This window comes from Olleya sp. Ti.3.14, from assembly GCF_038154885.1.
In the GTDB taxonomy this organism is placed as follows: Bacteria; Bacteroidota; Bacteroidia; order Flavobacteriales; family Flavobacteriaceae; genus Olleya.
Window position 1 is genome coordinate 73,907 of sequence record NZ_JBAKAO010000008.1, and the last position, 25,735, is coordinate 99,641.

General features: G+C 31.4%; 27 protein-coding genes. 15 read left to right on the forward strand and 12 right to left on the reverse strand.

Features of this window, described 5'->3' with window-relative positions; translation table 11 throughout:
* Position 1 precedes the first annotated feature (1 nt).
* Genes V6251_RS11710 through radC form a run of 3 tightly spaced genes read right to left on the reverse strand, consistent with a single transcriptional unit; the run spans position 2 to position 2,676 of the window.
* Positions 2-694, reverse strand: coding sequence for a YjjG family noncanonical pyrimidine nucleotidase (locus V6251_RS11710; RefSeq protein WP_292942460.1), 693 nt, complete (start codon positions 692-694; stop codon positions 2-4).
* Positions 678-1,976, reverse strand: a complete 1,299-nt coding sequence (locus tag V6251_RS11715; protein WP_341588351.1) for a polysaccharide deacetylase family protein — start codon at positions 1,974-1,976, stop codon at positions 678-680. The genes V6251_RS11710 and V6251_RS11715 overlap by 17 nt, the downstream gene beginning before the upstream one ends.
* Position 1,977: 1 nt before the next feature.
* Positions 1,978-2,676 carry a RadC family protein gene (gene radC / locus V6251_RS11720; RefSeq protein ID WP_145000942.1) on the reverse strand — a complete coding sequence of 233 codons (699 nt, stop codon included), beginning with the start codon at positions 2,674-2,676 and terminating at the stop codon, positions 1,978-1,980.
* A gap of 73 nt (positions 2,677-2,749) precedes the next feature.
* Between radC and V6251_RS11725 the strand changes: the two genes are divergently transcribed.
* Positions 2,750-3,343 carry an FMN-binding negative transcriptional regulator gene (locus V6251_RS11725; protein ID WP_341588352.1) on the forward strand — a complete coding sequence of 198 codons (594 nt, stop codon included), beginning with the start codon at positions 2,750-2,752 and terminating at the stop codon, positions 3,341-3,343.
* Between the two features lie 10 nt (positions 3,344-3,353).
* Positions 3,354-3,722, forward strand: coding sequence for a DUF1304 domain-containing protein (locus V6251_RS11730; protein ID WP_341588353.1), 369 nt, complete (start codon positions 3,354-3,356; stop codon positions 3,720-3,722).
* Here V6251_RS11730 and V6251_RS11735 read toward each other — a convergent pair.
* Positions 3,719-4,426 carry a uracil-DNA glycosylase family protein gene (locus tag V6251_RS11735; protein WP_341588354.1) on the reverse strand — a complete coding sequence of 236 codons (708 nt, stop codon included), beginning with the start codon at positions 4,424-4,426 and terminating at the stop codon, positions 3,719-3,721. The genes V6251_RS11730 and V6251_RS11735 overlap by 4 nt on opposite strands.
* Before the next feature lie 118 nt (positions 4,427-4,544).
* Here V6251_RS11735 and V6251_RS11740 point away from each other — a divergent pair, with 118 nt between their 5' ends.
* The gene (locus V6251_RS11740) at positions 4,545-4,682 is read left to right on the forward strand and encodes a 30S ribosomal protein THX (RefSeq protein ID WP_341588355.1); all 138 of its coding nucleotides are present in this window, start codon (positions 4,545-4,547) and stop codon (positions 4,680-4,682) included.
* Here the strand turns inward: V6251_RS11740 and V6251_RS11745 are convergent.
* The 4 genes from V6251_RS11745 to V6251_RS11760 all read right to left on the reverse strand — a co-directional run bounded on the left by V6251_RS11745 (position 4,672) and on the right by V6251_RS11760 (position 7,542).
* A complete protein-coding gene (locus V6251_RS11745; RefSeq protein WP_341588356.1) occupies positions 4,672-5,010 on the reverse strand; it encodes a hypothetical protein in 339 nt (112 codons plus the stop codon). The genes V6251_RS11740 and V6251_RS11745 overlap by 11 nt on opposite strands.
* Entirely contained in the window at positions 4,967-5,725 is a 759-nt protein-coding gene (gene yaaA, locus V6251_RS11750) for a peroxide stress protein YaaA (protein ID WP_341588357.1), read from the reverse strand. Before yaaA ends, V6251_RS11745 begins: the two co-directional genes overlap by 44 nt.
* 212 nt (positions 5,726-5,937) lie before the next feature.
* Complete coding sequence (locus tag V6251_RS11755; RefSeq protein WP_341588358.1) at positions 5,938-6,975, reverse strand: RluA family pseudouridine synthase; 1,038 nt, start codon at positions 6,973-6,975, stop codon at positions 5,938-5,940.
* 3 nt (positions 6,976-6,978) lie between these two features.
* On the reverse strand, positions 6,979-7,542 hold the full coding sequence (locus tag V6251_RS11760; RefSeq protein WP_145000957.1) for a PASTA domain-containing protein: 564 nt from the start codon (positions 7,540-7,542) through the stop codon (positions 6,979-6,981).
* A 126-nt stretch (positions 7,543-7,668) separates the two neighbouring features.
* On the opposite strand from V6251_RS11760, the gene V6251_RS11765 reads away from it, so the two are divergent.
* The 3 genes from V6251_RS11765 to coaD are packed head-to-tail and all read left to right on the forward strand — an operon-like array spanning position 7,669 to position 9,759.
* Positions 7,669-8,643: a D-alanine--D-alanine ligase gene (locus V6251_RS11765; RefSeq protein ID WP_341588359.1), complete on the forward strand. Its 975-nt coding sequence runs from the start codon at positions 7,669-7,671 to the stop codon at positions 8,641-8,643.
* Positions 8,644-8,682: 39 nt separating this feature from the next.
* Entirely contained in the window at positions 8,683-9,291 is a 609-nt protein-coding gene (locus tag V6251_RS11770) for a zinc-ribbon domain-containing protein (RefSeq protein ID WP_341588360.1), read from the forward strand.
* Between the two features lie 12 nt (positions 9,292-9,303).
* Positions 9,304-9,759, forward strand: coding sequence for a pantetheine-phosphate adenylyltransferase (gene coaD / locus V6251_RS11775; RefSeq protein ID WP_145000963.1), 456 nt, complete (start codon positions 9,304-9,306; stop codon positions 9,757-9,759).
* Positions 9,760-9,806: 47 nt separating this feature from the next.
* Here the strand turns inward: coaD and V6251_RS11780 are convergent, their stop codons facing one another.
* On the reverse strand, positions 9,807-11,468 hold the full coding sequence (locus tag V6251_RS11780) for a SulP family inorganic anion transporter (RefSeq protein WP_341588361.1): 1,662 nt from the start codon (positions 11,466-11,468) through the stop codon (positions 9,807-9,809).
* A 96-nt stretch (positions 11,469-11,564) separates the two neighbouring features.
* On the opposite strand from V6251_RS11780, the gene V6251_RS11785 reads away from it, so the two are divergent.
* The 5 genes from V6251_RS11785 to V6251_RS11805 all read left to right on the forward strand — a co-directional run bounded on the left by V6251_RS11785 (position 11,565) and on the right by V6251_RS11805 (position 18,365).
* On the forward strand, positions 11,565-13,295 hold the full coding sequence (locus tag V6251_RS11785; RefSeq protein WP_341588362.1) for a M14 family metallopeptidase: 1,731 nt from the start codon (positions 11,565-11,567) through the stop codon (positions 13,293-13,295).
* Between the two features lie 79 nt (positions 13,296-13,374).
* Positions 13,375-14,901, forward strand: a complete 1,527-nt coding sequence (locus tag V6251_RS11790) for a carbon-nitrogen hydrolase family protein (RefSeq protein WP_341588363.1) — start codon at positions 13,375-13,377, stop codon at positions 14,899-14,901.
* 107 nt (positions 14,902-15,008) lie between these two features.
* Complete coding sequence (locus tag V6251_RS11795) at positions 15,009-16,454, forward strand: RimK family protein (protein WP_341588364.1); 1,446 nt, start codon at positions 15,009-15,011, stop codon at positions 16,452-16,454.
* Between the two features lie 2 nt (positions 16,455-16,456).
* Positions 16,457-17,689, forward strand: a complete 1,233-nt coding sequence (locus V6251_RS11800; protein ID WP_341588365.1) for a glutamate-cysteine ligase family protein — start codon at positions 16,457-16,459, stop codon at positions 17,687-17,689.
* 1 nt (position 17,690) lies between these two features.
* Positions 17,691-18,365: an N-formylglutamate amidohydrolase gene (locus tag V6251_RS11805; protein WP_341588366.1), complete on the forward strand. Its 675-nt coding sequence runs from the start codon at positions 17,691-17,693 to the stop codon at positions 18,363-18,365.
* A gap of 55 nt (positions 18,366-18,420) precedes the next feature.
* Here the strand turns inward: V6251_RS11805 and V6251_RS11810 are convergent, their stop codons facing one another.
* Entirely contained in the window at positions 18,421-20,592 is a 2,172-nt protein-coding gene (locus V6251_RS11810) for a T9SS type A sorting domain-containing protein (RefSeq protein WP_341588367.1), read from the reverse strand.
* Positions 20,593-20,760: 168 nt separating this feature from the next.
* Positions 20,761-21,342, reverse strand: coding sequence for an NUDIX hydrolase (locus tag V6251_RS11815; protein ID WP_145000978.1), 582 nt, complete (start codon positions 21,340-21,342; stop codon positions 20,761-20,763).
* A gap of 120 nt (positions 21,343-21,462) precedes the next feature.
* Between V6251_RS11815 and pyrE the strand changes: the two genes are divergently transcribed.
* Positions 21,463-22,107, forward strand: a complete 645-nt coding sequence (gene pyrE, locus V6251_RS11820; RefSeq protein WP_341588368.1) for an orotate phosphoribosyltransferase — start codon at positions 21,463-21,465, stop codon at positions 22,105-22,107.
* Positions 22,108-22,166: 59 nt separating this feature from the next.
* A complete protein-coding gene (locus V6251_RS11825) occupies positions 22,167-22,574 on the forward strand; it encodes an SRPBCC family protein (protein WP_292942407.1) in 408 nt (135 codons plus the stop codon).
* Here the strand turns inward: V6251_RS11825 and V6251_RS11830 are convergent.
* Positions 22,558-23,283 (reverse strand): biotin--[acetyl-CoA-carboxylase] ligase, encoded by a 726-nt coding sequence (locus tag V6251_RS11830; protein ID WP_341588369.1) that lies wholly within the window; start codon positions 23,281-23,283, stop codon positions 22,558-22,560. The genes V6251_RS11825 and V6251_RS11830 overlap by 17 nt on opposite strands.
* Positions 23,284-23,378: 95 nt before the next feature.
* Here V6251_RS11830 and rsfS point away from each other — a divergent pair, with 95 nt between their 5' ends.
* The gene (gene rsfS, locus V6251_RS11835; protein ID WP_341588370.1) at positions 23,379-23,750 is read left to right on the forward strand and encodes a ribosome silencing factor; all 372 of its coding nucleotides are present in this window, start codon (positions 23,379-23,381) and stop codon (positions 23,748-23,750) included.
* A gap of 9 nt (positions 23,751-23,759) precedes the next feature.
* Entirely contained in the window at positions 23,760-25,724 is a 1,965-nt protein-coding gene (ftsH, locus tag V6251_RS11840; protein WP_341588371.1) for an ATP-dependent zinc metalloprotease FtsH, read from the forward strand.
* Positions 25,725-25,735: the final 11 nt, after the last annotated feature.

Here is a 25,735-nt window from a genome sequence, read left to right on the forward strand (position 1 = left end):
ATTATAAATATTTTTTAATGTCTAATAAATGATTAACAACCTTAATTTCTGGACTAATTTCTGCTTTATGATAATTAAAACAAATGGCATCCAATCCAATATCTAATGCGCCTAAAATATCTGCTTCATAATTATCTCCTATCATGATACTGTTAGAGGAATTGGCATTAGCTAACTTTAATGCAAAGTTAAAAATTTGAGGGTTAGGTTTTTTAACACCTGCAACCTCTGCACTTGTAACTGTAGTAAAATAATGATCTAACTTAGATCCTTTTAATTTATTGTTTTGTGCTTCCTTAAATCCATTTGTAATAATATGTAAATTATACTTGGTTTTAAGGTAATCCAACAACTCTATAGTGCCATCAAATACATGATTAAAACTGCTTAGATGGTTAATATAATCTTCAGATATTGTGTTAATCAAATCATCTTCAATACTAAATTGCAATGCATCAAAGGTTTCTTTTAATCTATAGTAACGCAAGTTGTCTTTAGATACTTTTTCATCTCTATATAGTTTCCAATATTTAAGATTTATCGGTTCGTAAAATTTTAAAAAATCGGCTAATTTAGTATTAACCTCATGTTTCTTAAAAAGAAAATCAAAGGTTAAAGCAGAGTTTTTATCAAAGTCCCAAAGCGTGTGATCTAAATCAAAAAATATATGTTCTACTTTATTTTTTTTTAACATCTAAAATAATATTGAATAAGGTTTTAAAATGTTTCCAACGTTCTTGTTTATTAAAGGTGTAGTTATGAAACACAGGTACAAAAGTACCATTTACATTTTTGATACTTTTAATTAATCTTTTTAAAGATTGTTGTTTATCCAATAACGAGTGATATTTTAAAAACGCAAAATCTAATGCTTGATAAGGTACAATTTTAAGCGGTGTTTGCACTTCAAAATCTACATCATAAAATAAAAATGGAGTACATGTTCCGGCTCTAAAGCCTAAATGATTAACGTAGCCCATGGTATAATCTTCTGGGATTTCTAACTCGACTAAATTACGATAAGATTCTGGTAAATTAACTTTAGAAAATGAGTGTCTAGAACCCACTATAGCATTATTTATAATACCTTCCATTCTTGTTTTTTCTTCTTTTAATAAATCCAAATTAGTTAAAGCAAAAAAAGAGGTCTTGATACCTATTTTGCAATAATCTGCAATGTGTTTGATTAACGAAATAAACTTTTGCTTTTGAGGATTTATATTTTTATCATAGGTTGAAAAATCGCCTAATAAAAAGAAAAACACAAACTTATATTTTGAAGCTTTTTGCTTATTAATAATATACTTGTAATTATCCAATGGATCACGCTTAAAACCGGTTAAAACCGAGTAACGCTCGTACAAGCGTCTAAATTTAAAAGTAAAAAAATCTTTAAACGTACCTCCTACAGTGCGCATTATTCCTTTTAATTTATACTCGTAAGCCATAGGAACATCAATAACAGGAATTACAGTATACTTTTGTTCTGGAAAGCTAAAATCTGGATAAGTCGCTTTTAAAATAGCTTTAAATTTATATGCCCAAATATCTACTACAGGCTGGTCTAAAAAGTTATTTTTATATGCTAAACTCTCTTCTGCTGTGTAGCGTCCAAACTCGTCTTTAAGATGTGGTAAATATTCTTCATACCTACTAATTAAATAAAAAGAGGCTGCAAAAATATCAAATGGTACTGCACTTTTATCTCCTGTTGGAAAAAAACATTTTGTGTCTTCCCAAGGTAAGACCGTTATATCAATATCTGATAATCCTTGCTCAAATAGCAACTCATTGCTACGCACAAAAATCTCGTTACTTAAAGGCTGTCTTGTATAAGACATTTTTAAGCTATCATGTGCAATAAACTCTTCAATAACTGTCGTAAAACTAACAGGTACTCCTAAAATTCTAGTACAAATTTGTTTAAAAACATACTTTATTCTAGGTGTTATTTTATGTGTATAAACTAATAGCATATTACAGTATAGATTGATCTGCAAAGCTAAAATAACTTTGCTCTGTAATGATTAAATGATCCAAAACTTTTATATCTAAACTTTGCGCTGCTAATTTTAATTTTAAGGTCACGTCTTTATCTGCTTGACTAGGCTTTAAAGTTCCGGAAGGATGATTGTGTGTTAATATTAAACCTACTGCTCCAACCTCTAAAGCTGTTTTTAAAACCAATCTAGTGTCTACTAATGTACCTGTTATTCCACCTTTACTTAATTGGCTTTTATGAATTACTTTATTTGAATTATTTAAATAAATTATCCAAAACTCTTCATGTGGTAACTCGCCAATAATAGGTTGCATCAATTCAAATACAGATTTACTAGAGGTTATCTTCTTTCTTTCTAGTGCTTCTCCTCCTCTACGTCTACGTCCTAACTCCAAAGCTGCAATAATAGTTATTGCTTTGGCTTCTCCAATTCCCTTAAACTCCATTAATTGTTTTATGGTCAGTTTTCCTAATTGGCTTAAATTATTGTCTGTAGACGCTAGAATACGCTTACATAAAGCAACAGCACTTTCTTGTCTATTCCCAGATCCTATTAAAATGGCAACCAACTCGGCATCACTTAAGGCGACTTTACCTTTGTAAAGCAGTTTTTCTCTAGGTTGATCGTCCTGAGACCAGTTTTTTATTGAAAATGAAGTACTTTTATCAGACATTTTATAAATCTACACAATATTTAGTAAATTTTAAATGAAATAAAATACTTTGAACTTATAACCTTATAAATTATTGTATCCTCCAGCAAAACATCAAGAAAATGATAAAGGACACTTATTAGAAGTGATAAAAACATATCCTTTAGCAACTATTATATCTGTAAAAGATAACACACCTTTAATTACACATTTACCATTAATATATCGTGAAACTGATGGTAAATTAATTGGCCACATTGACATATATAATCCACAAACTAATCTTTTGAAGGATGAAAACGAAGTCACTATCCTTTTTTATGGCCCACAATGCTATATATCACCTAGCATATATACAACTACTCAATTACCAACTTGGAATTATATTAGAGTACATTTAACTGGAAAAGCGACTCTAATTGAAAGTACTGAAGCTTTAAAACAATCGTTGATTACCATGACTGAATTTTTAGAGGCTCCAGACCACAACTATGTTTTGGAATCCGACAATCCTAGATTAGATAAAAATTTAGAGTATATTAAAATGTTTGAAATCACAATAGACACTTGGGAAGGTAAGTTTAAATTGTCTCAGGATAAAAAACCAAAGGATAAGGAAAATGCACGTGAAGCCTTAATAAAAGCTAACCAAGAAAGCATTAAACAATTTTTAGATTCAATTTTTTAAAAATATAATTATGGATATACTAATAAACCTTGTTATTGGATTTGTAACGTTACTACACGTATACTTTTTATATTTTGAAATGTTTGCTTGGGAAACTACAGGTCGTAAAGTTTTTAAAAATTTTCCAAAATCGCTTTTTAAACCTACTAAAAGCATGGCTGCCAACCAAGGCTTGTATAATGGGTTTTTAGCTGCTGGATTATTATGGACTTTTTTTATAACTAATCAATATTGGCAGTCCAATATTAGATTGTTTTTTTTAAGTTGTGTCGCTATTGCTGGTATTTATGGAGCGATGAGTGTTTCTAAAAAAATATTTTTTGTACAAGCACTTCCTGCTATAATTGGCATCCTATTGGTACTATTTATTAATTATTAAAAATACTCACTATACTGCATGACCCTAAAATCAAAAGTATTAAAACTTGGGTCTTTAGATTTTAACTGCTTATATAATGGATTGCTACCAATAGCGATATTTGCTGCTCCAGATCCTGAGGTTAGTGATACAGTTTTAATTAATCGCTCTTTTTTATTACTGAATAAATTAGCTTTAATGTTACCAACTGTGTTTACAGCATTTGGTAACATAAATTGATGAATTTTAGGCGTGATTTTGGATACCAACTTTAAAGAAATATTATAGTCTTTAATATGTTTTCTAAAAAAATATTCTGGTCCATTTTTGCTGTTACCTCCAGTAAATAATAAGGTGTCAATATTTGGATACTTTAGTAAATAACCAATTAAATCGCGTAATTGTATATTGGTCATGCCTAGGTCTGAAGCATCTATTTTTTCTCGTTCTGCACTAGCTACAATATCACAAACACCAATTTTATTTTGAATTAAAAAACGCTTTCGTTGTTGGATGGCTTCTTGAGAGTTATCATAACGCAAACCTAAACTGTGAATTTTATCAATATATAACCATAAACTGTTATAATAGCTTCCATAGCAAAAGTCTACGTCTTTCTCTAATAACTGTCCAGTAGTAAAACGTGGTGGCGGTAAAGTACCAACTATTAGCTTAGTGGTATCTTTTTTAATAAATGGTGGATAGGGATGTGTATGTTTAAACATCGTATAATTTAAGTATAAAATAAAGTCCAAATAAATTTTATAACAACTTTAATAATATAACCTTGTTTAAAAATAGTGCTTTTACTACCTTATACTATAATTTTTAAAATAAAAAAACATGGGTAAAGGAGATAAAAAATCGAAACGAGGAAAAATTAACAGAGGTACATTTGGTACTAGACGTCCACGAATTAAAAAACGTGTAAAACCTGAAACTAAAATTAATGTGGACAAAAAAGATGCGGTTAAACCTTAAACCGTTCTCCTATTTTTTTACCAACTACATAAGCACCATAAATTGCTATAATCAATATTACTATAGTACAAAAAATATACAGTGGATATAGTATAAAGTTATGCTCTGAATTTAAACAGAGAGTATCTGTTATACAAACAGTAATTACCTCATCATACAATTTAGGCAACACAAAGCTAACTAACAATAAAGCTGCTATTACAGAAAGCAAATACGTAACATTCTTATTTTTTTTAGGCTTCCCTGTTGCTTTAAATAAATCGCGTTCTGATTGAGTACGTTTATTATCTTGTAAAGACCAAGTCTTTTTGGGTTGAGAGGTTTCCATCAAATTGATAATTATTGTAGTTAAACTGTTTTAAATCTTCTATAGTTTGAGCGTTAGTATCAATAACATATTTAGCCATTAAACCTCTAGCCTCTTTGGCATAAAACGATATTATTTTAAGTTTACCGTTTTTAAATTCTTTAAAATTTGCTGTCACGACTGGTACTTTAAGTGCTTTTGTATCTATTGCTTTAAAATACTCGTTGCTGGCTAAATTAAGAAACACTTCGTCTTCTTCTAGTTCTTCGTTTAAGGTTTTGACTATATCTTTTTTCCAAAATTCGTATAGATTTTTATAACTTCCTACTGGCATTTTTGTTCCCATTTCTAATCTGTAGGGATGTATTAGGTCTAACGGTTTTAAAACACCATATAAACCAGATAAAATCCTGATAGTATCTTGTGCAAGGTCTAACTTGTCTGCTGCAATATTATAAGCGTCTAACCCTTTATATACATCTCCATTAAAAGCATACATTGCTGGTCTAGCATTATCCTTTGTAAAAGGTAGTGCCCAATCTTGATTACGATTATAATTTAATTGTGCTAAATTATCGCTAATACTCATTAATTGAGATAGGTCTTTAGGCTTTTGCTTTTTTAATACCTTATTTAGTTTTGTGGATTGCTCTAAAAAAAGAGGTTGCGTCGCTTTTACTGTAGGTAATTTGCTTTCAAAATCAAGGGATTTTGCTGGAGATATAACTAGTTTCATTGTGTTTTTATTTCTGATATAAAAATACAAATTATATGACCTTTATAAAAGCTGAAACTATAGTAATTTTATATATTAAAATGTGTGTTTACTATCGCTAGTCTTTGCGTTAGCGATAGTAATGACATCCTTTTTTTGCTGCCATATATGGCAAAAAAAGATATAATGGATAGCGCGACCCTTGTGGTAACGCCCAAATTATATTTTATAACTTATTCCATGTGTTTGGAATAGCCTCTCCACTTTTCAATACATTCCTGAATATCGTCTGGAATTTCAGACTCAAAACTCATAAATTTATTTGTTGTAGGATGCACAAAGCCTAGTGTTTTTGCGTGTAGTGCTTGACGTGGTAATACTTTAAAACAGTTGTCTACAAATTGTTTGTACTTGGTAAACGTGGTTCCTTTTAGTATTAGGTTTCCGCCATAACGCTCGTCATTAAACAAGGTATGTCCAATGTGTTTCATGTGGACACGTATTTGGTGTGTGCGTCCTGTTTCTAGCTTACAGCTTACTAAAGTTACATAGCCTAGACGCTCTAAAACCTTATAGTGTGTTACTGCTGGTTTACCTTTGTCTGCATCGTCGTCTAAGTATACTGTGTTTTGCAGTCTGTTTTTTGGGTGACGTCCAATGTTACCTTCTATGGTACCTTCTTCCTCATCCATATTTCCCCAAACTATTGCGACGTATTCACGCTCGCTTGTTTTAGCTTTAAACTGTGCTGACAAATGTGCCATAGCGACTTCCGTTTTTGCTACAACTAATAAACCTGATGTGTCTTTATCTATCCTATGGACTAATCCTGGACGATCGCTAGAGTTGTTAGGTAAATTATCAAAATGAAATATTAATGCATTGATTAATGTCCCAGAATAATTACCATGTCCTGGATGGACAACCATACCTGCTGGTTTGTTAACGACTAGTAATTGGTCGTCTTCATAAACAACATCTAATGGTAAATCTTCTCCGACTAATAGGTTTTCATGTGGTGGATGCTCAAAACGCACTGCAATAACGTCTTCCGGTTTAACCTTATAATTAGATTTAACTGGTACGTCGTTTACAAAGATGCTTCCGTTTTTGGCAGCATCTTGTATTTTATTACGTGTTGCGTTTTCTATTTTGTTCATTAACCATTTGTCTATACGTAATGGTTTTTGACCTTTATCTGCTGTAAAAGAATGATGTTCAAATAATCCATCTGCTTCTTCCTCTTGTAATTCTGGTGTGTAGTCCTCCATAATTTAATTGCCTCCAGGACGGTTACCGTTACCCAACACGACATCTATCACTGCTGTTTTAGGCAGTTTTGTGTTAGGTTTTAATGTTTCTCCTTTATGACGTAATTCTCTAACCATATCTTTACCAATATGGTCAACATATATTGTTTTTCCTATTTTAAAGCCTAATGCTTCAATTGTTGGTTTTGCTTGTCTAAAACTTTTATGACTTAAATCAGGCACTGCTATTTTACGGTATCCTGACGGATTTAATGTAATGTATATTTTGCGGTTTTCTTTAACTTTAGCGCTAGCTTTTGGGTCCTGCTCTATTACAGAAAACTTTGGGTAATCGGGATTAAAATTAGCCGAGTCCTGAATTTGCATTACCAAGTTGTTTTTTTCTAACTCTATTTTTGCAACTTCGATCGATTTTCCTGTCAAATCCGGAACCGTTTCAAACTCGTTATTATTTGTAGTTATATTTAACCACTTAAGCATTAAAAACACTAAAACAACCACAGCGACTACTGCTATTGCTAATTGCTTAAAAAACACTTTACTTTTAAGAAAATTGATGACACTCATTTAACTAATTTTTGTAGGCAAATATATAAAAACTAAAAGGTTTTATCTTCGGAATAAAATAAATGATATTTTTACAAAACGAATATTTTAATGGTTTATTGAATATCTGAAATAATTTAGATTTAAATGAAAAAAAACATTGCCATAATAATGGGAGGTTATTCTAGTGAATATAAGATCTCTCTTACCAGCGGAAACGTGGTCTATCAAAATTTAGATAAGACTAAATATAATGCCTATCGCATACATATCTTTAAAGACAAATGGGTTTATGTGGACGATGCAGATCAAGAATTTGCTATTGATAAAAACGATTTTTCTGTAACTATAAACAATACTAAAGTTACTTTTGATTGTGTTTTTAATGCTATTCATGGTAGTCCAGGAGAAGATGGTTATATGCAAGGCTATTTTAAATTATTAAACCTACCTCATACTAGTTGTGGCATGTATCAGGCTGCTGTTACTTTTAATAAGAGAGACTGTTTAAGTATTTTAAAACCTTACGGAATTTTAACTGCTGAAAGCTATTACCTAAATTTAGGTGATCCCGTAAATGAGGAGGATATTATTACTAAAGTTGGATTACCTTGTTTTGTAAAGGCTAATAAAGCTGGAAGTAGTTTTGGTATTACTAAAGTGCATAAAAAAGAAGACCTACAACAAGCAATTAACCATGCTTTTAAAGAGGATGACGAGATAATTATAGAATCTTTTTTAGATGGTACTGAGGTATCTGTAGGTGTTATTACTTATAAAGGCGAAACTAAAGTATTACCAATCACAGAGATTGTAAGCGAAAATGATTTTTTTGATTACGAAGCTAAATACCTTGGTAAATCTCAAGAAATTACACCTGCAAGATTAACTAAAGCACAAGAAGCCCAAGTAAATACTGTAGCAAAAAAGGTCTATGAGGTTTTAAGAATGACTGGTTTTTCTAGAAGTGAATTTATTTTTAAAAATAACGAACCTCATTTATTAGAAATGAATACCATTCCTGGCCTTACTAACGCTAGTATTTTACCACAACAAGCGCAAGCTGCAGGAATTAGTATGCCTGATTTATTTGGAAATGCTATTGAAGAAGCTTTAAAATAAATAGCCTATATTTAATAATTAACCAAATCCCCAAATACTATGGTTTTTTACGGAAGTAAAGCTAGTAAACTTAAAGAAGGTCAACTTATAAATGTAAAATGTCCCAATTGCACAGAAGGACAAACTATGCATTATGCTATTTATGGCAAATATGCTTACGTATATTGGATCCCTTTATTTCCTATAGGTAAAACTTATGTTTTAGAATGCAACCATTGTAAACGCACCTACAACCTAAAAGAACTACCTGAACAAATAAAACAAAAGTTTGAACTAGAAAAAACAGGCGTTAGGTTTCCGTTATGGTATTTTAGTGGATTGATAATTATTACTCTTGCTATTTTAGTTGCAACATACTTAAGTAAAAAAGATGACGAAAATGATACCTTGTATATTAACAATCCTAGGATTGGTGACGTGTATTCCGTTAAGGCTTCACAAACTGGATATTACACATCTATGAAGGTTACTAAAGTCACATCAGATAGTATTTACGTCATTTTTAATGATTATGAAATAGATAGAAAATCTAAAATTTATAAAATAAATAAAACAGAAAATTATACCTCAGAGCTAGATGGCTACTCAAAACAGGAAATAAAAACCCTTTTTGAACAAGAGTACATTTACGAAGTGGATAGAGATTAAACTAAGATAATTATGAAACGAGCACTTTTTCCTGGATCCTTTGATCCTATCACATTAGGTCATTTGGATATAATAAAACGTGGCGTAAAACTTTTTGATGAAGTAGTTGTGGCTATAGGTGTTAACTCTGAAAAAAAATATATGTTTTCTTTAGAAGACCGAAAACGTTTTTTAGAAGACACCTTTAAAGATGAACCTAAAGTAAAAATTATGACTTACAAAGGTCTAACTATTGACTTTTGCAAAGAGATTAATGCTCAATTTATTTTACGTGGTTTACGTAATCCTGCTGATTTTGAGTTTGAAAAAGCCATAGCGCATACAAACAGAAAACTATCAAAAATAGAAACTGTATTTTTATTAACTGCTGCCAGAACATCCTACATAAGCTCTAGCATTGTTAGAGAAGTAATAAGAAACAATGGTGATTATACTGTCTTAGTACCAGATAGTGTTAGGGTTAAATAACCTCACAATAAAAAAAGGCGAGCATTTGATGCTCGCCTTTTTTTTATTTAAAATTTATATTCTGATAGTGGTTTAGGGAAATCTTCTGGATTAGCTGCCAAATGATACCTAGGATCATCAATAGCCTCTACAACAACCTCTCTAAACTTAGGACTAGATTTATATAGTAATACTTTACAATCTTCGCTTAAATGCTTTAAACGTATCTGCTTACCTTCTTTCTCATACTTTTCAACTAAATTAAAAATAGCCTCTAATGCAGAATGATCACTCACACGAGATTCAACAAAATCTATTTCTATTTTCTCAGGATCGTTTTTAGCGTCAAACTTATCATTAAACGCTTGGATGCTTCCAAAAAATAATGGTCCCCAAATTTCGTAAACTTTAGTACCATCTTCTTTAATACGCTTTCTAGCTCTAATTTTTGTTGCGTTTTCCCAAGCAAATACTAATGCTGAAATTATTACACCAATAAACACTGCTACTGCTAAATCAACAAATACTGTAACTAAGGATACCGTTATTAGTACCACTGCATCAGACATTGGTATTTTCTTTAATATTCTAAAACTAGACCATGCAAAAGTTTCGATTACCATCATAAACATTACACCTACTAAAGCTGCAATTGGCACCATTTCTATTAACTTATCTGCAAACAAAATAAAGGACAATAAAGTCACAGCCATCATAATTCCTGATAATCTACCACGTCCACCTGCATTAATATTAATAACCGTTTGACCAATCATACCACAACCACCTGTACCACCAAATAGACCAGACACAATATTTCCTGCACCTTGCGCAACACATTCTCTGTTTCCGTTTCCTCTAGTTTCTGTTAATTCATCAACTAAATTCATAGTCATTAAAGACTCAATTAATCCAACAGATGCTGCTAAAAAAGCAGGTAAAGCAATAAACTTTAAAGTATCTAAATTAAATGGTAATTTTTCCCAAAGCTCCATGTTTGGTGTTGGAAACTCTCCTTTTAACCCTGTTCCTCCACCTTCAATAATATAAGACCCTACAGTAGACACGTCCATATTAAATCCAATAACAATTAAACTGGTTACTAAAATTGCAGTTAATGCTGCAGGCAACTTTTTGGTTATTCTAGGTAATCCCCAAATAATTCCCATAGTTAATAATACCAATCCAATCATGGTATATAACTCAGAACCTTGCATGTAGGTACTAACATATTCGTTTACTCCTGCATCAGACACTTTTAAGGATTTATGAGAAAACATTTTTACTTGAGCCATAAAAATAACGATAGACAAACCGTTTACAAATCCCATCATTACAGGATGCGGAATTAATCTAACAAAACGTCCTAATTTAAAAACACCTGCAAAAATTTGTATAATTCCCATCAAGACCACACATGCCATCAAATAGAAAAAACCCATGTTTTCAATAGGTGTATCCATTAACATCCCTTTGGTATGACCATCCGCAATCATAGTTACAAAAATAACTGCTACAGCTCCTGCTGCTCCAGATATCAAACCTGGTCTACCTCCAAAAATAGCTGTTATCAATCCAATAATAAAGGCACCTGATAATGCCATTAAAGGATCTATTTGTGCTACAAAAGCAAAAGCCACTACTTCTGGAATCATTGCTAAAGACACGGTTATTCCTGCTAATACATCATCTTTTGCGTTCGGAACTATTTTTCTAATAAACTCTGTCATATCTTCAATTTTTCAAGCTGCAAAAGTACGTTTAATTACAACAATCACAAGTCTATAGTATTATATTTGTGTAACCGTTATTTAAAATTACAATTGATGAAAAAAATATTAGTCTTATTAATATTAGTGGTTTCGTGTAAATCTACAACTAAAAAGGATTTTGATTTTGAAACTGTTTTTGAAAAATCCCAAGGATTAGAAACTGCTACTTACCAACAAACGATTCAGTATTACAAAGATTTAGCTTCAGCTTATACTTCAATATCTATCGACTCTATTGGCAGTACGGATTCCGGAAAACCATTATATTTAATCACATTAAATCCTGATGAAAATTTTGATTTTAAAACGATAAGAAACGATAAGCGTATTTTACTAATTAATAACGGAATACATCCAGGAGAATCTGATGGCATTGATGCCACTATGATGCTATTCAGAGATATTGCTTCTGGTAAAATTGAAACACCTAAACATACTGTATTAGTCACAATTCCTGTTTATAATGTTGGAGGTAGTTTAAATCGAAACACTTCAACAAGAACAAACCAAAATGGCCCTAAAGCTTATGGGTTTAGAGGTAACGCTAGAAACTTTGATTTAAACAGAGATTTTATTAAAAGTGACACCAAAAATGCTAAGACTTTTGCTCAAATTTTTCACTTGGTAAAGCCTGATGTTTTTATAGACAATCACGTAAGTAATGGCGCAGATTACCAATATACTTTGACGCATTTATTTACGCAACACAATAAGCTTGGTGGTACTTTAGGTAATTATTTACACACTAAAATGCAACCAAACTTAGAAGCTAAGTTAGCAACTAAACAATGGGACATTACACCATATGTTAACGTATTTAATAAAGTTCCAGAAGCTGGATTTAGTCAATTTATGGATAGTCCAAGATATTCTACGGGTTACACTACTTTGTTTAACACCTTAGGCATGATGGTTGAAACACACATGCTTAAACCATACAAACAACGTGTAGAAGGCACCTTTGAGTTGATGATATCCATGATTGAAATTATAGAAGAAGACCATGAAGAAATTAAATCTTTACGTCAAAACTACAACCAACAACTTATTGCAAAAAAGACTTACCCATTGCAATGGGAAATAGATACCACACAAACCACAACCTTAAATTTTAAAGGTTTTGAAGGTAATATGATACCTAGTAACATTACTGATGCAGACCGTTTAAAATTTGACAGAAGCAAGCCTTTTACAAAGCAAGTTAACTATCAAAATTATTTTAAACCTAGTTTAGAAATCAAAATACCTAAAGCCTATATCATTCCTCAAGGTTGGTGGAATGTCATTGAGCTTTTAAAATTGAATGATGTTGATATGACACCTTTAAGTAAAGATTCTACAATAACGGTACAGTCCTATAAAATTGACAACTACCAAACAAGATCCCAAGCGTATGAAGGACACTACCAGCATTATAATACAACTATAAAAGTTTCGGAAGAAACCATAACATTCAATAAAGGTGATTTCATTATTAAAACTAATCAAGAGGCCTTTAGATACCTAATCGAAACTTTAGAACCGCAAGCTCCTGATTCATTTTTTAACTGGAATTTTTTCGATACAATACTTCAACAAAAGGAAGGATTTTCGCCTTATGTTTGGGAAGATAAAGCCGAATTAATTTTAAGACAAGACCCTAAATTAAGAATCAATTTTAACCTTAAAAAATCTTACGACAAAGACTTTGCTTCTAACTGGTACGCACAACTTGACTGGCTTCATAAACAGAGTGTTAATTACGAAAAATCACACTTACAATATCCAGTTTACAGATTAAAATAATGTCTGAAAAATAATTTTTAATGTTGAATTTTGGATATGTTTTTATATTACATTTACTTAAAATTTCAAGTAAATAAAAATGAATCCACAAGACATTGAAAATATAGAATTAGCATACCTAACTCTAGATGATTATCAAGAGTTAAAAGAAGCTATGCAAGAAGCATATAAATCTATGCCTAATCTATATTGGAGAGAAAATCAAATTAAAACTTTAATTGACAAGTTTCCGGAAGGACAAGTTGTTATTAAAATTAATAACCAAATTGCTGGTTGCGCTTTGTCTATAATAGTAGATTATGACAGGATTGAAGCAGAGCATACCTACGAGGATATTACTGGCAACTATAGTTTTAATACACACACAAAATCTGGTGATGTATTATATGGTATTGACGTATTTATTAAACCAAAATTTAGAGGTTTACGTTTAGGTAGACGTTTATATGATTACAGAAAAGAGTTATGTGAAAAACTTAACTTAAGAGGTATTGTATTTGGTGGTCGTATTCCTAATTTTCATAATTACCAAAACGAAATGACACCTAAAGAGTACATGGATAAGGTAAAAAGAAAAGAAATTCATGACTCGGTTTTAAATTTTCAAATCTCAAACGACTTTCACCCTCTTAGAGTTTTAAAAGGCTATTTAGAAGGTGATAAAGATTCTGGTGAGTTTGCTGTACTATTAGAATGGGATAATATTTATTACCAAAAACCATCTAAAAAAGCAGCTACCAAGAAAAAAGTTGTACGATTAGGTCTTATACAGTGGCAAATGCGTTTGTATAAAGATTTAGAAGAATTAATGCAACAAGCAGAATACTTTGTTGACGCAGTGTCTGGATATAGATCTGACTTTGCATTATTTCCAGAGTTTTTTAATGCGCCTTTAATGGCAGATAATAACCATTTACCAGAGTCTGAAGCAATTAGAGAACTAGCCAAACACACAGAGGAAATCGTTCAGAAATTTTCAGAATTAGCTATATCATACAACATCAACATCATTACAGGAAGTTTTCCAGAAATGAAAGGGGATTTACTATATAATGTAGGCTATTTATGTAGACGTGATGGTACTTTAGAACGTTATGAAAAACTTCATGTTACTCCTGACGAAGCTAAAGTTTGGGGAATGCAAGGTGGTACTAAATTAGAGGCTTTTGATACCGACTGTGGTAAAATAGGAATTTTGATATGTTACGATTCTGAGTTTCCAGAGTTAAGTAGACTTTTAGCAGACGAAGGTATGGACATCCTATTTGTTCCGTTTTTAACAGACACACAAAATGGATACTCTAGAGTACGCAATTGTGCACAAGCAAGAGCGATAGAAAACGAATGCTATGTAGCTATCGCTGGAAGCGTAGGTAATTTACCTAAAGTGCATAACATGGACATCCAATATGCGCAATCCATGGTATTTACACCATGTGATTTTGCCTTTCCAGCAAATGGAATAAAAGCAGAAGCAACAACCAACACAGAGATGATATTAATTGCAGATGTTGACATAGATTTACTACGTGAGCTTAACCAGTTTGGTAGCGTTAGAAACCTAAGAGACAGACGTAAAGACATCTTTAGCTTAACTAAAAAATAAGCCTAAATTATTTATTAAAAATTTAACTAAACTGGTTTTACAAAATGTAAAACCAGTTTAAAAATAATATAACTTTACATAAATTTATATCGCGATCTTCGCATAAAATGAACAAATACATTGTTGTCAATCAACCAGAAAAATGGCATTTTTCGATTGAGAATATTACGGTAATTTCATCGCAAGATTATCTTACCAATCCTAAATTTTCGCTTTTAAAAAAAGCAAGAATATTTAATCTTTGCAAAGATTATAGTTACCAATCCAAAGGTTACTACGTCTCGCTTTTAGCCGAAGCTAGAGGTCATTTAGCCATTCCAACGGTAAGAAACATTGTAGATTTAAAAACTTTAAAACTGGTTAAAATTGTATCAGACGAGTTTGACGATGTTATACAACAAAGCCTAAAAAGCATTAAGTCTAGAGAGTTTACTTTAAGCATATACTTTGGTCAAAATGTGGCACAAAAATATAAAGAGCTAAGTAGTTTGTTTTACAAACATTTTCAAGTTCCTTTTTTACGCGTAAATTTTCATCATAATAATAAATGGAACATACATAGTATTAAAGCTATTTCAGAATCAGAAATCCCTAGTGATCATCTTGAAAGTGTCAACATTTTTGCTAATCAGTATTTTGCTAAAAAACGTTACGACACACCTAAACTAACAACATCAGATTTTGACTTAGCTATTTTGGTCAATCCAAACGATCCTGCTCCTCCTAGCAATACAAAAGCTTTAAAAAAGTTTATAGACATTGCTGAAAAGATGAATATTTATGCTGAAATAATTGAGCCTAAAGATTTAAGTCGCTTGTCCTCTTTTGATGCTTTATTTATTAGACAAAGTACAGAGGTTAATAATGAAGCATATGCATTTGCGCGTAAAGCACAGCAAGAAGGTATTGCTATTATTGATTATCCAGAAGCAATTTTAAAATGCTGCAACAAAGTGTACATGGCAGAAGCGTTAAACAATGCTCATATTGCGACTCCAAAAACAGTAATTGTCCACAAGGAAAACAGAGCCCTAGTCTTAGAACAAGTTGGTTTACCTTGTGTATTAAAAGCACCAGATAGCACGTTTTCATTTGGAGTAAAAAAGGCTAAAACAGCTAAAGAATATGACACCTTGGTAACAGATATGCTAAAAGAGTCCGATTTAATTATAGCACAAGAGTTTTGTCCTTCAGATTATGATTGGCGCATAGGCATTATCGACGATGTTCCATTTTATGCTTGTAAATATTATATGGCTAAAGGACATTGGCAAATCTATAACTGGAATGCAGACAAAAAAAATGATCAAGATGGTGACGCTGATTGCCTGCCTATAGAAGACGTCCCAAAGGATGTAATTACTATGGCAATAAAATCTGCAAAACTAATGGGTAAAGGCTTGTATGGTATTGACATAAAAGTGGTCAATAACAAACCAATGGTTATTGAAATAAATGACAATCCAAATATTGACTATGGCGTAGAGGATGCCTATTATGGCGATTTAGTTTACACTAAAATACTACAGGCTTTAAAAACTAGATTAGAATAATTATGTCTAAAAAATATCACTTATTTGAAGTTTACGGAATAGAGCTAGAATATATGTTAGTAAACACTAACAGCTTTAAAGTTGCTCCTATTGTTGATGTATTACTTACTAAAAAAAATGGTAAAATAACTTCTGATATCGAAAACGGACCTATCGCTTGGAGCAATGAATTGGTTGGACATGTTGTTGAAATTAAAACGAATGGACCAACTAATGATTTAAATAATCTTGCAGAAGCATTTCATCAAAACATCATAGAAATAAATGGTTTATTAAAACCTTTAAACACAAAACTTCTACCTACAGCGTCTCATCCTACGATGAATCCTTTAAAGGATACACAACTATGGAAACACAGTTATAGTGAAGTTTACGAGTTGTACAACAGGATTTTTGATTGTAAAGGTCACGGTTGGAGTAATGTGCAAAGCACACACATTAACTTACCCTTTTATGATGATAAAGAGTTTGAAAAATTACATGCTGCCATCAGGATAATATTACCCTTAATTCCTGGTCTATGTGCAAGTTCTCCTATTTTAGATGGTAAAATTACTGGATTTAAAGACACTAGGTTAGAATATTATAAAACCAATCAAAAAGAAATTCCAGAAATGACTGGTTTGGTTATACCAGAGCGTGTTTTTACAAAAGCGGATTACTACGCTACCATTTTTGAACCCATAAAACAAGTCATTAAAAAGTATGACACAAACAATATTTTAGATCATCATTTTTTAAATAGTCGTGGTGCAATTGCAAGGTTTGACCGAAATGCTATAGAAATTAGACTAGTGGACATTCAAGAGTGTCCAAAAGCTGACATTGCTATTTGCGCATTAATAATTGAAGTCTTAAAGCGTTTAGTTAATGAAGATACAACACGTCTTAAAAAGCAAAAAAAATGGTTAAAGCAGGATTTGTTTTCTATTTTAAACGCAGTAATTAAAGATGGTGAAGTATATAATATCTCTAACTTAGACTACCTTGAGTTATTTGGAATAAAGCAAGCTTCTAGTGTTAAAAATGTGTGGCAACAACTATACGCATTAGTAAAAGAAAATATTTCTAAGGACTACCAAAACGCATTAGAAGTCATTTTTAATCATGGTACGCTTTCAACCAGAATTGTTAACGCGTTGAATCATGATGTTTCGGTTAAAAATATTGAATTGGTTTATAAACAATTAGCAACATGTTTGGAGGAAAACAAAATGTTTATTCCTATAAATTAAAATGAAATTAGTCATTACTTGTGAACATGGTGGCAATGCTATTCCTTTAGAATATAAACCCTATTTTTTAGATACTTCAGTTTTAGAAACACACAAAGGTTATGACTTAGGTGCATTGGATGTATTTAATTATTTAAAGCCTATTGCTGATTATTCAAAATTTAGTACTACAAGTCGTTTATTAATAGAATTAAATAGGTCTACTGATAATAAAAATTTATTTTCAGTATACACAAAAACACTGACAATAAAACAAAAACAAGACCTAATTAACACGTATTATAATGACTACAGGCAAGCTGTAACAAAGTATATAGCATCAATCATAAACAACAATTTAAGCGTCGTACATCTCTCTATTCATTCTTTTACACCTGTTTTAAACAATACTATAAGAGACTGTGACATTGGTCTTTTATATGATTCTAGAAGGATTCAAGAAAAGCAATATGCAATGCCATTCAAAAAAAATATTTTAGCTTTAAATCCGGAGTATCGTGTCAGATTTAATTATCCCTATTTAGGAAAAGCCGATGGCTTTACAACTGCATTAAGACAACAATTTAAAAACAATTATATAGGCATTGAGGTAGAAATAAATCAGTCTTTTGCTATAAATAATAAAATGCCAGAAAAGCTAAAACATGTTTTAAAGCAAAGCATTATTAATTTTTAAACATAAAAAAACCGTTACAATTTGTAACGGTTTTTTTATTATCTAATGTAATTGGTTATTTTCTAACCATTATCTTTTTAGTAAGTTGTCTTACTTCCGAGTTTAACTTAAGGATATAAAAACCTGCTGCTAAATCTGAGGTATTAATAGTATTACTATTGTTAGATAGCTTACCTGTAAGTATTAATTTACCATTAACATCAATCATAGCATAATTAAGGACTTCATTTTTAAGTAAATCCACGTTAATATTTAATTGTGTTACAACTGGATTAGGGAACAATCTAATATCTGCAGATAATTGTGCTTCAATAGCTTGATTACCTTTAACCTGATCAACAGTTATGCTACTATTTCTGTCTGTAGATCCAGTTACAATCACCATTAATTGACTACCAACAGTATCAAGATCTGCACATATTTGGTTGTTTTCAATTAAATCTAAAACATCAAAAGCAGTTGATGTACCCAATACTAAATCGTTTAAATCTAATGTCTCTGGATCAAATGCTAAAGTATGTACTGTGTAAAAACCTCCCATTTCTGGAATATCTAATACTAAGCTTTCACTAAACCCAACAATTGTTAAATCATCTCCTTTAGTGATTACTGTTGCTAAACTATAACCATCAGGTAAAATAGCATCGTTATTCAAATTAACTGTTACAGTAGACGCAACACCAGGAATAATTATAGCTAATCCACTAGAGATAGTTGAAGTTCCTGCAAATGTAGCTTGACAAGCTAATACATCAACTAAAGTAAAGTTAATGGATTGCGTATCACATTGTGTGCCTGAAGCATTATCCTCTGAAAATAATTGAGATACTATTTGGTAAGAACCTGCTTCTAAATCCCAAGCAGCTGCAGTAGGATAAGAATATGGTAATGTGTTATCTGTAACCACAACAGAAGCACCAGTGGTTACATTAGTAATTGTAGTAGAAACACTTTGAGAAGCTCCTGTTATTAAAGTTGCTATTGCAAATCCTGTTGGTAAATCTGTAACATTATATGTTTGCCCTTCAGTGATTGTTAAATCATCAGTTCCATTTGAGAAAGCAAACGCATCAATCGTACCACAAGGCTCTTCACAATTAATTGTAAATGTTACACATGTGTTATCACATGCTGTTCCACTAGCATAATTTTCTTGAAAAATACTAGCGCATATTTTAAATGTACCGCAACCATGTGACCAAACTGAATTAGTTGCACCTGGATAAGTGTATGGAATTGCATTTTCTGTTTTAGTAAATACCTCTCCAGTATCTAAGTTGGTTAAAGTAAAAAATGCACTTTCTAAATCTCCCGACGTTAATAAGTTGATATTAAAATCTGCTGGAAGATTATCTAAATCATAATTTGCTTCATCTACAATCGCTACAGTAGCGTCAGCAAAATTTGAAAACTCATATCCTACAATTTGGCTACAAGTTGTTTCATCAATTGTAAAATAGATAACCTCTTCATCACATAAAGTCCCTTGAAAATAATTGTTTTCAAATATTTTTCCTATTAATTTAAAGTCTCCTGTTCCATAACACCATGCTGCATTTCCTCCTGGAATTGTATAAGGTGTATAGTTTTCACCAACATTAAACGTTTGACCAGTTGTTAAGTTTACTAATATTAAATTAGCACTTTCCGACGCACCATCAACTAATAAGTCAACATAAAAGTTATTTGGTAAGGCATCTAATGCATAAGTTTCATTATTTGTTATTGTCACATTTTGAGATCCATTTGTAAACTGAAATCCAGAAATTTCTCCACATGTTTCCTCTGGCTGACAAGTAATAGTAAATCTAATAGTTTCACTATCGCAATATGTCCCACAGCTATCGTATTTGTACAATTTAGCTTTAACTTCAAAATTACCACAACCATAATTCCATGCGCCATTTCCTCCTGGAAAAGTATAAGGTAAATGATTTTCATTTACGTTATAACATTGTCCTGTGTCTAAATTTCTAACATAAAATTTAGCACTTTGTGAGTAACCACTAACTAATAAGTTGACGTAAAAGTTATTTGGAAGATCGTTAATGTAATAAGATTGGTTATGACTAATTGTTGTAGTCGTCGTTCCGTTAGAGAATTCAAAGCCAGCAATAGAACCACAATAGGTGTCTTCTAAGGCAAATGATTGAAAAGAAAAAGTCATTGCTAATAAGACTAGCATTGCTTTAAAATTAACCAATCGGTTAAGTAATTTTGTATACATACTGTGAGGGTTTTAAATTAATTACATTTACAAGTGCGAAAATAATTAACTGAATTCTCCTACAATAAAATATTGGCTAAAGTGTATAAAATTAACCATTAAAAGATAAAATGCTAAATACTTAGGACAAAACACAGTACTGTGTTTTATTTATAAAAAAATATGGTTTTAAAATAATAATTTAATATTGGCATAAGATTTTTTTAAAGCTTCAGATGCAGCCTCCTGATCCAACCATTCTACTTTTGTTATTCCTTCGTTTAATTGCGGAAATAAATTACCTTCAAATGAAGAATGCATTTCAAACCAATACGTAATTTTAAGTTTAGACTTACCATTTCGTTTAAAAATGTGATAAGTAATAGGTAACGGTTTTATAATTTTTAATTTGGATACACCAGTTTCTTCAGCGACTTCTCTAATCGCTGTTTCTTCTATAGTTTCCCTTTTTTCTGTTTTACCTTTTGGCAAATCCCATTTATCATTTCTGTATATAAAAAGTATTTCACCTTTATCATTAAAGACTTTACCACCTCCTGCAACTACATTAGGTAATTTTTTCTTGAAGGATTTTAATAATTTATCGTCACTATGTCCAATTAATCTAACAGAATTTATCGATTTTTTGGACAGGGTATGTAGTACTAAATCCAGATCCACATCCTTAAGTAAAAAGTTTTTAAAATCAGTTTCTTTTTCCACCTTAGTAGTCAAAAAGATAGGCTTATCGTTTACAAAAATGCATTGCATAAAAAATAGTAGCTAGTTATAAATAGGTAAAAATATTAAAATTAATGACATTGAGACTTTATGCTAATTTATTTTAAAATTAATTTAAAGTAAAATTAAATAAATCTGTACTTTTGCCATATGATTTTTAACAAGCAAACTGCCAGACAAACAGCACATGTTTTATTACAAATAAATGCAATAAAACTACAACCTAGCAATCCATTTACTTGGGCTTCAGGTTGGAAATCGCCAATCTATTGTGACAATCGTGTTGTACTATCCTATCCTCCAATAAGAAATTATATAAGAGAGGAAATGAGTAAATTTATTGAAGAACATTACGGAAAACCAGATGCTATTGCAGGTGTTGCAACAGGAGCTATTGGGATTGGGATGTTAGTGGCTGAATATTTAGGACTACCTTTTATATACGTTAGACCTGAAGCTAAAGGACATGGTCGTAAAAACCAAATAGAAGGTCATATAGAAAGTGGTCAAAATGTCGTCGTTGTTGAAGATTTAATTAGTACTGGAAAAAGCAGTCTTAATGCTGTCAAAGCGTTAAAAGAAGCTAATGTCAATGTAAAAGGAATGATTGCAATATTTTCTTATGGGTTTGACGTAGCAAAAGAAAATTTTGAAAAAGAAAATATCACATTACACACCTTAAGTAATTACGAAAGTTTACTAACGGAAGCTGCATCTAGCAACTATATATCTGAAAAAGAAATTGAGACATTAGGTCGCTGGAATGCCAATCCAAGCGTTTGGAACGTTAATTGATATTAAATTAATAGCAATACTATAAAACACTATTAATTTTAAATAACTAAAACACAAATATGAAACTAGAAAGCCCTAAAGTAACTTTAGATAAATCTCCAGAAGAGACATTTAATTTTTTAAGCGATGTCAAAAACTTTAAAAACTTAATGCCTGAAAACATAAGTAAATTTGAAGTTTTAGGTGAAGACAAATTTTTATTTGCACTTAAAGGAATGCCAGAAATTGTATTAAAAAAGAAAGAAATGACACCAAATAGCAAAATTGTTTTAGGTGCAGCTGGTGGAAAAATAGATTTTTCGTTAACAGGAAATATCACTGAAGTTGAAGCTAATAAAAGTGAAGTACAATTAACTTTTGAAGGCGAATTTAATGCCATGATGGCTATGATGATAAAAGGACCTATCAATAAATTTATTGAAACCTTAGCTACCAACATGCCTCAAGCAATTAATACAATAGCTTAATCGTTTTTAAATCATAGGTTTTTAAAACTTGATCTTCTATTAAGACCTCAAGTAAACCATGCTCAGAAACACCTTTTATAATACCAGAAAACAAACCTTCGGCAGTTTTAAATGTTGAAGGTTTTTCTTTTCTAAATAAATAAGATTCGTATTGCGATTTTATACTATTAGTATCCTTACCTAAAAGGTCCAATTGTATTTCTAGCTGTTTTAGGATTAGATGTAATATTTCATCTAAATCATAATTAACTCCTGTTACACTTTTTAAAGAACTTGCTTGAGGTAAACCATTAAAATCTAACTGATTTACATTAAGTCCAATACCAATTATTGAAGATTCAATAACGCTTTGTTTTATGACATTTTCAATCAAAACACCACACATTTTTTGATTAGCTGACAAAATGTCGTTAGGCCATTTTATGCTTAATTTCGGAATATTTAACTGCTCTAATGCTTTTATAATAGCCAAAGCTACAGACATGCTAATATAAAATTGAGACTCAAACGGAAACAAATTTAATTTTTTATAAACACTAAACGTTAGGTTTTTAAAGGGTTGAGATTGCCAAAGCGTACCCATTTGACCACGACCATTTGTTTGATGACTAGTCACAATTGTTGTAAAATCTTGCACTGGACTGTCCAAACTAAGATTGCGAAGAAACCTATTTGTAGAATCGGTGGCATTAAGTTTGATTATACGCATATTAAATAATTATCTTCGTATTGTAAAATCTTATGATTTTTTTAGAGTATAAAGAACTTAAAAATAATAACTTTGCACAAATTTAAATTAAATTAATGGCGAAACAACAACCAAATATTGATGCCCTAATCGCTACAGTGATAGAAGGTATTGAAGATGTAAAAGGAAAAGAAATAAATATTCTTGATTTAAGAGAAATTGAAAATACGGTTTGTGACTACTTCGTAATTTGCGAAGGTACTTCTAACACTCAAGTAAACGCTATTGTTAATTCCATACAAAAAAAAGTTAGTAAAACACTTAAGGATAAGCCTTGGCATATAGAAGGAGAAGATAATGCTGAGTGGATACTTATGGATTATGTTAACGTTGTGGTACACGTTTTTCAAAAACATATCAGAGAATATTACGATATAGAAAGTCTTTGGGGTGATGCTAAAGTTTCTGTTATCGAAACAAACTATTAAACACATTACATGGCAGATAAAAATAAAAAAGCAGCACCTAAAAAACCTAAATTTAGTCCATACTGGATTTATGGAGGAATTATAATTTTCTTTATTGCTCTTCAAATTTTTGGAAGTAGTGCTGGTACAGAAAATAAAACCTCGCCTTCACAGTTTTTTGAATTTTTAAAAGAAGGTGATGTAGAAAAGGTAGATATTGTAAACGAAACAACAGCTAAAATCTATTTAAGAAAAGAAGCTGAAAGTAAGGAAGTGCACAAAAAATCTAAACCTACTTCTATTTTTCCATCAACAACAAAAATGCCAAATTACTCATTTCAATTTGGAGACTTAGCGTTATTTCAGGAATCAATCGAGAATATCAACAAGGATTTAGAACAAGATAAAAAAGCACAAGTAACCTTTACAATAGAGAGCAATCCTTGGGGAGAATTACTTTTTAGCTTACTTCCATTTATACTATTAATTGGTGTATGGATTTTTATCATGCGTCGTATGTCATCTGGAGGTGGTGGAGGTGCTGGTGGACAGATTTTTAATATTGGAAAATCTAAAGCTAAGCTATTTGACGAAAACTCTGAAGTTAAGACAACATTTAAAGATGTAGCAGGATTAGAAGGTGCAAAAGAAGAAGTTCAAGAAATTGTAGACTTTCTTAAAAACCCTTCAAAATACACAAACTTAGGTGGTAAAATACCAAAAGGAGCCTTGTTAGTAGGACCTCCAGGAACAGGTAAAACATTATTAGCAAAAGCAGTTGCAGGAGAAGCAAAAGTACCTTTCTTCTCATTATCTGGATCTGACTTTGTCGAAATGTTTGTTGGTGTTGGTGCGTCTAGAGTAAGAGACCTTTTTAAACAAGCTAAAGAAAAATCTCCAGCTATAATTTTTATTGACGAGATTGATGCTATTGGTAGAGCTAGAGGTAAAAACGCAATGTCTGGAAGTAACGACGAGCGTGAAAACACACTTAACCAACTATTAACAGAAATGGATGGTTTTGGTACAAATACAAATGTAATTGTATTAGCTGCCACTAACAGAGCAGATATATTAGACAACGCATTAATGCGTGCAGGTAGATTTGACAGACAAATACATGTTGATTTACCTAACCTAACAGAGCGTAAAGCAATATTTGAAGTTCACCTTAAGCCACTTAAAAAGGCAGAAGGATTAGATATTGAATTTTTATCAAAGCAAACACCAGGATTTTCTGGTGCTGACATTGCTAATTTATGTAATGAAGCAGCTTTAATTGCTGCAAGAAAAGATAAAAAAGCAGTTGAAAAACAAGACTTTTTAGACGCAGTTGACCGTATTGTAGGAGGTTTAGAAAAACGAAGCAATTTATTCTCTGTCGAAGAGAAAAAGACCATTGCTTATCACGAAGCTGGACACGCAACAGTTAGTTGGTTTTTAGAACACGCAGATCCATTAGTAAAAGTAACTATTGTACCAAGAGGTCGTAGTTTAGGAGCTGCATGGTACCTACCACAAGAAGCTTATATTACTAGAACAAGCAAATTTTTAGACGAGATTTGTGTTACAATGGGTGGACGTGCTGCCGAGAAAATAATATTTGATCAAATTTCTACAGGTGCTTTAAGTGACCTAGAAAATGTAACCAAAAAAGCTAAAGCTATGGTTATGATTTATGGGTTGAATGAAAAAGTTGGTAACATCACGTTTTATGATCCAGCAGGAGAAAATGGCTTTGTAAAACCATATAGTGAAAAGACTGCAGAGTTAATAGATAACGAAATTAAAAATATCGTTGAAACTGAATTCCAAAGAGCTTTAACACTATTAGAATCTAAAAAAGATGTTCTTAAAAAATTAGCAGAAAGACTAATTGAAAGAGAAGTTATTTTTAAAGATGACCTTGAAGAAATCCTTGGTAAACGCCCATTTGATAACCATGAAACTAAACTTGTTATTGAAGAAGCAACAACCAACAACGAAGAGGAATAGTATATAAAACA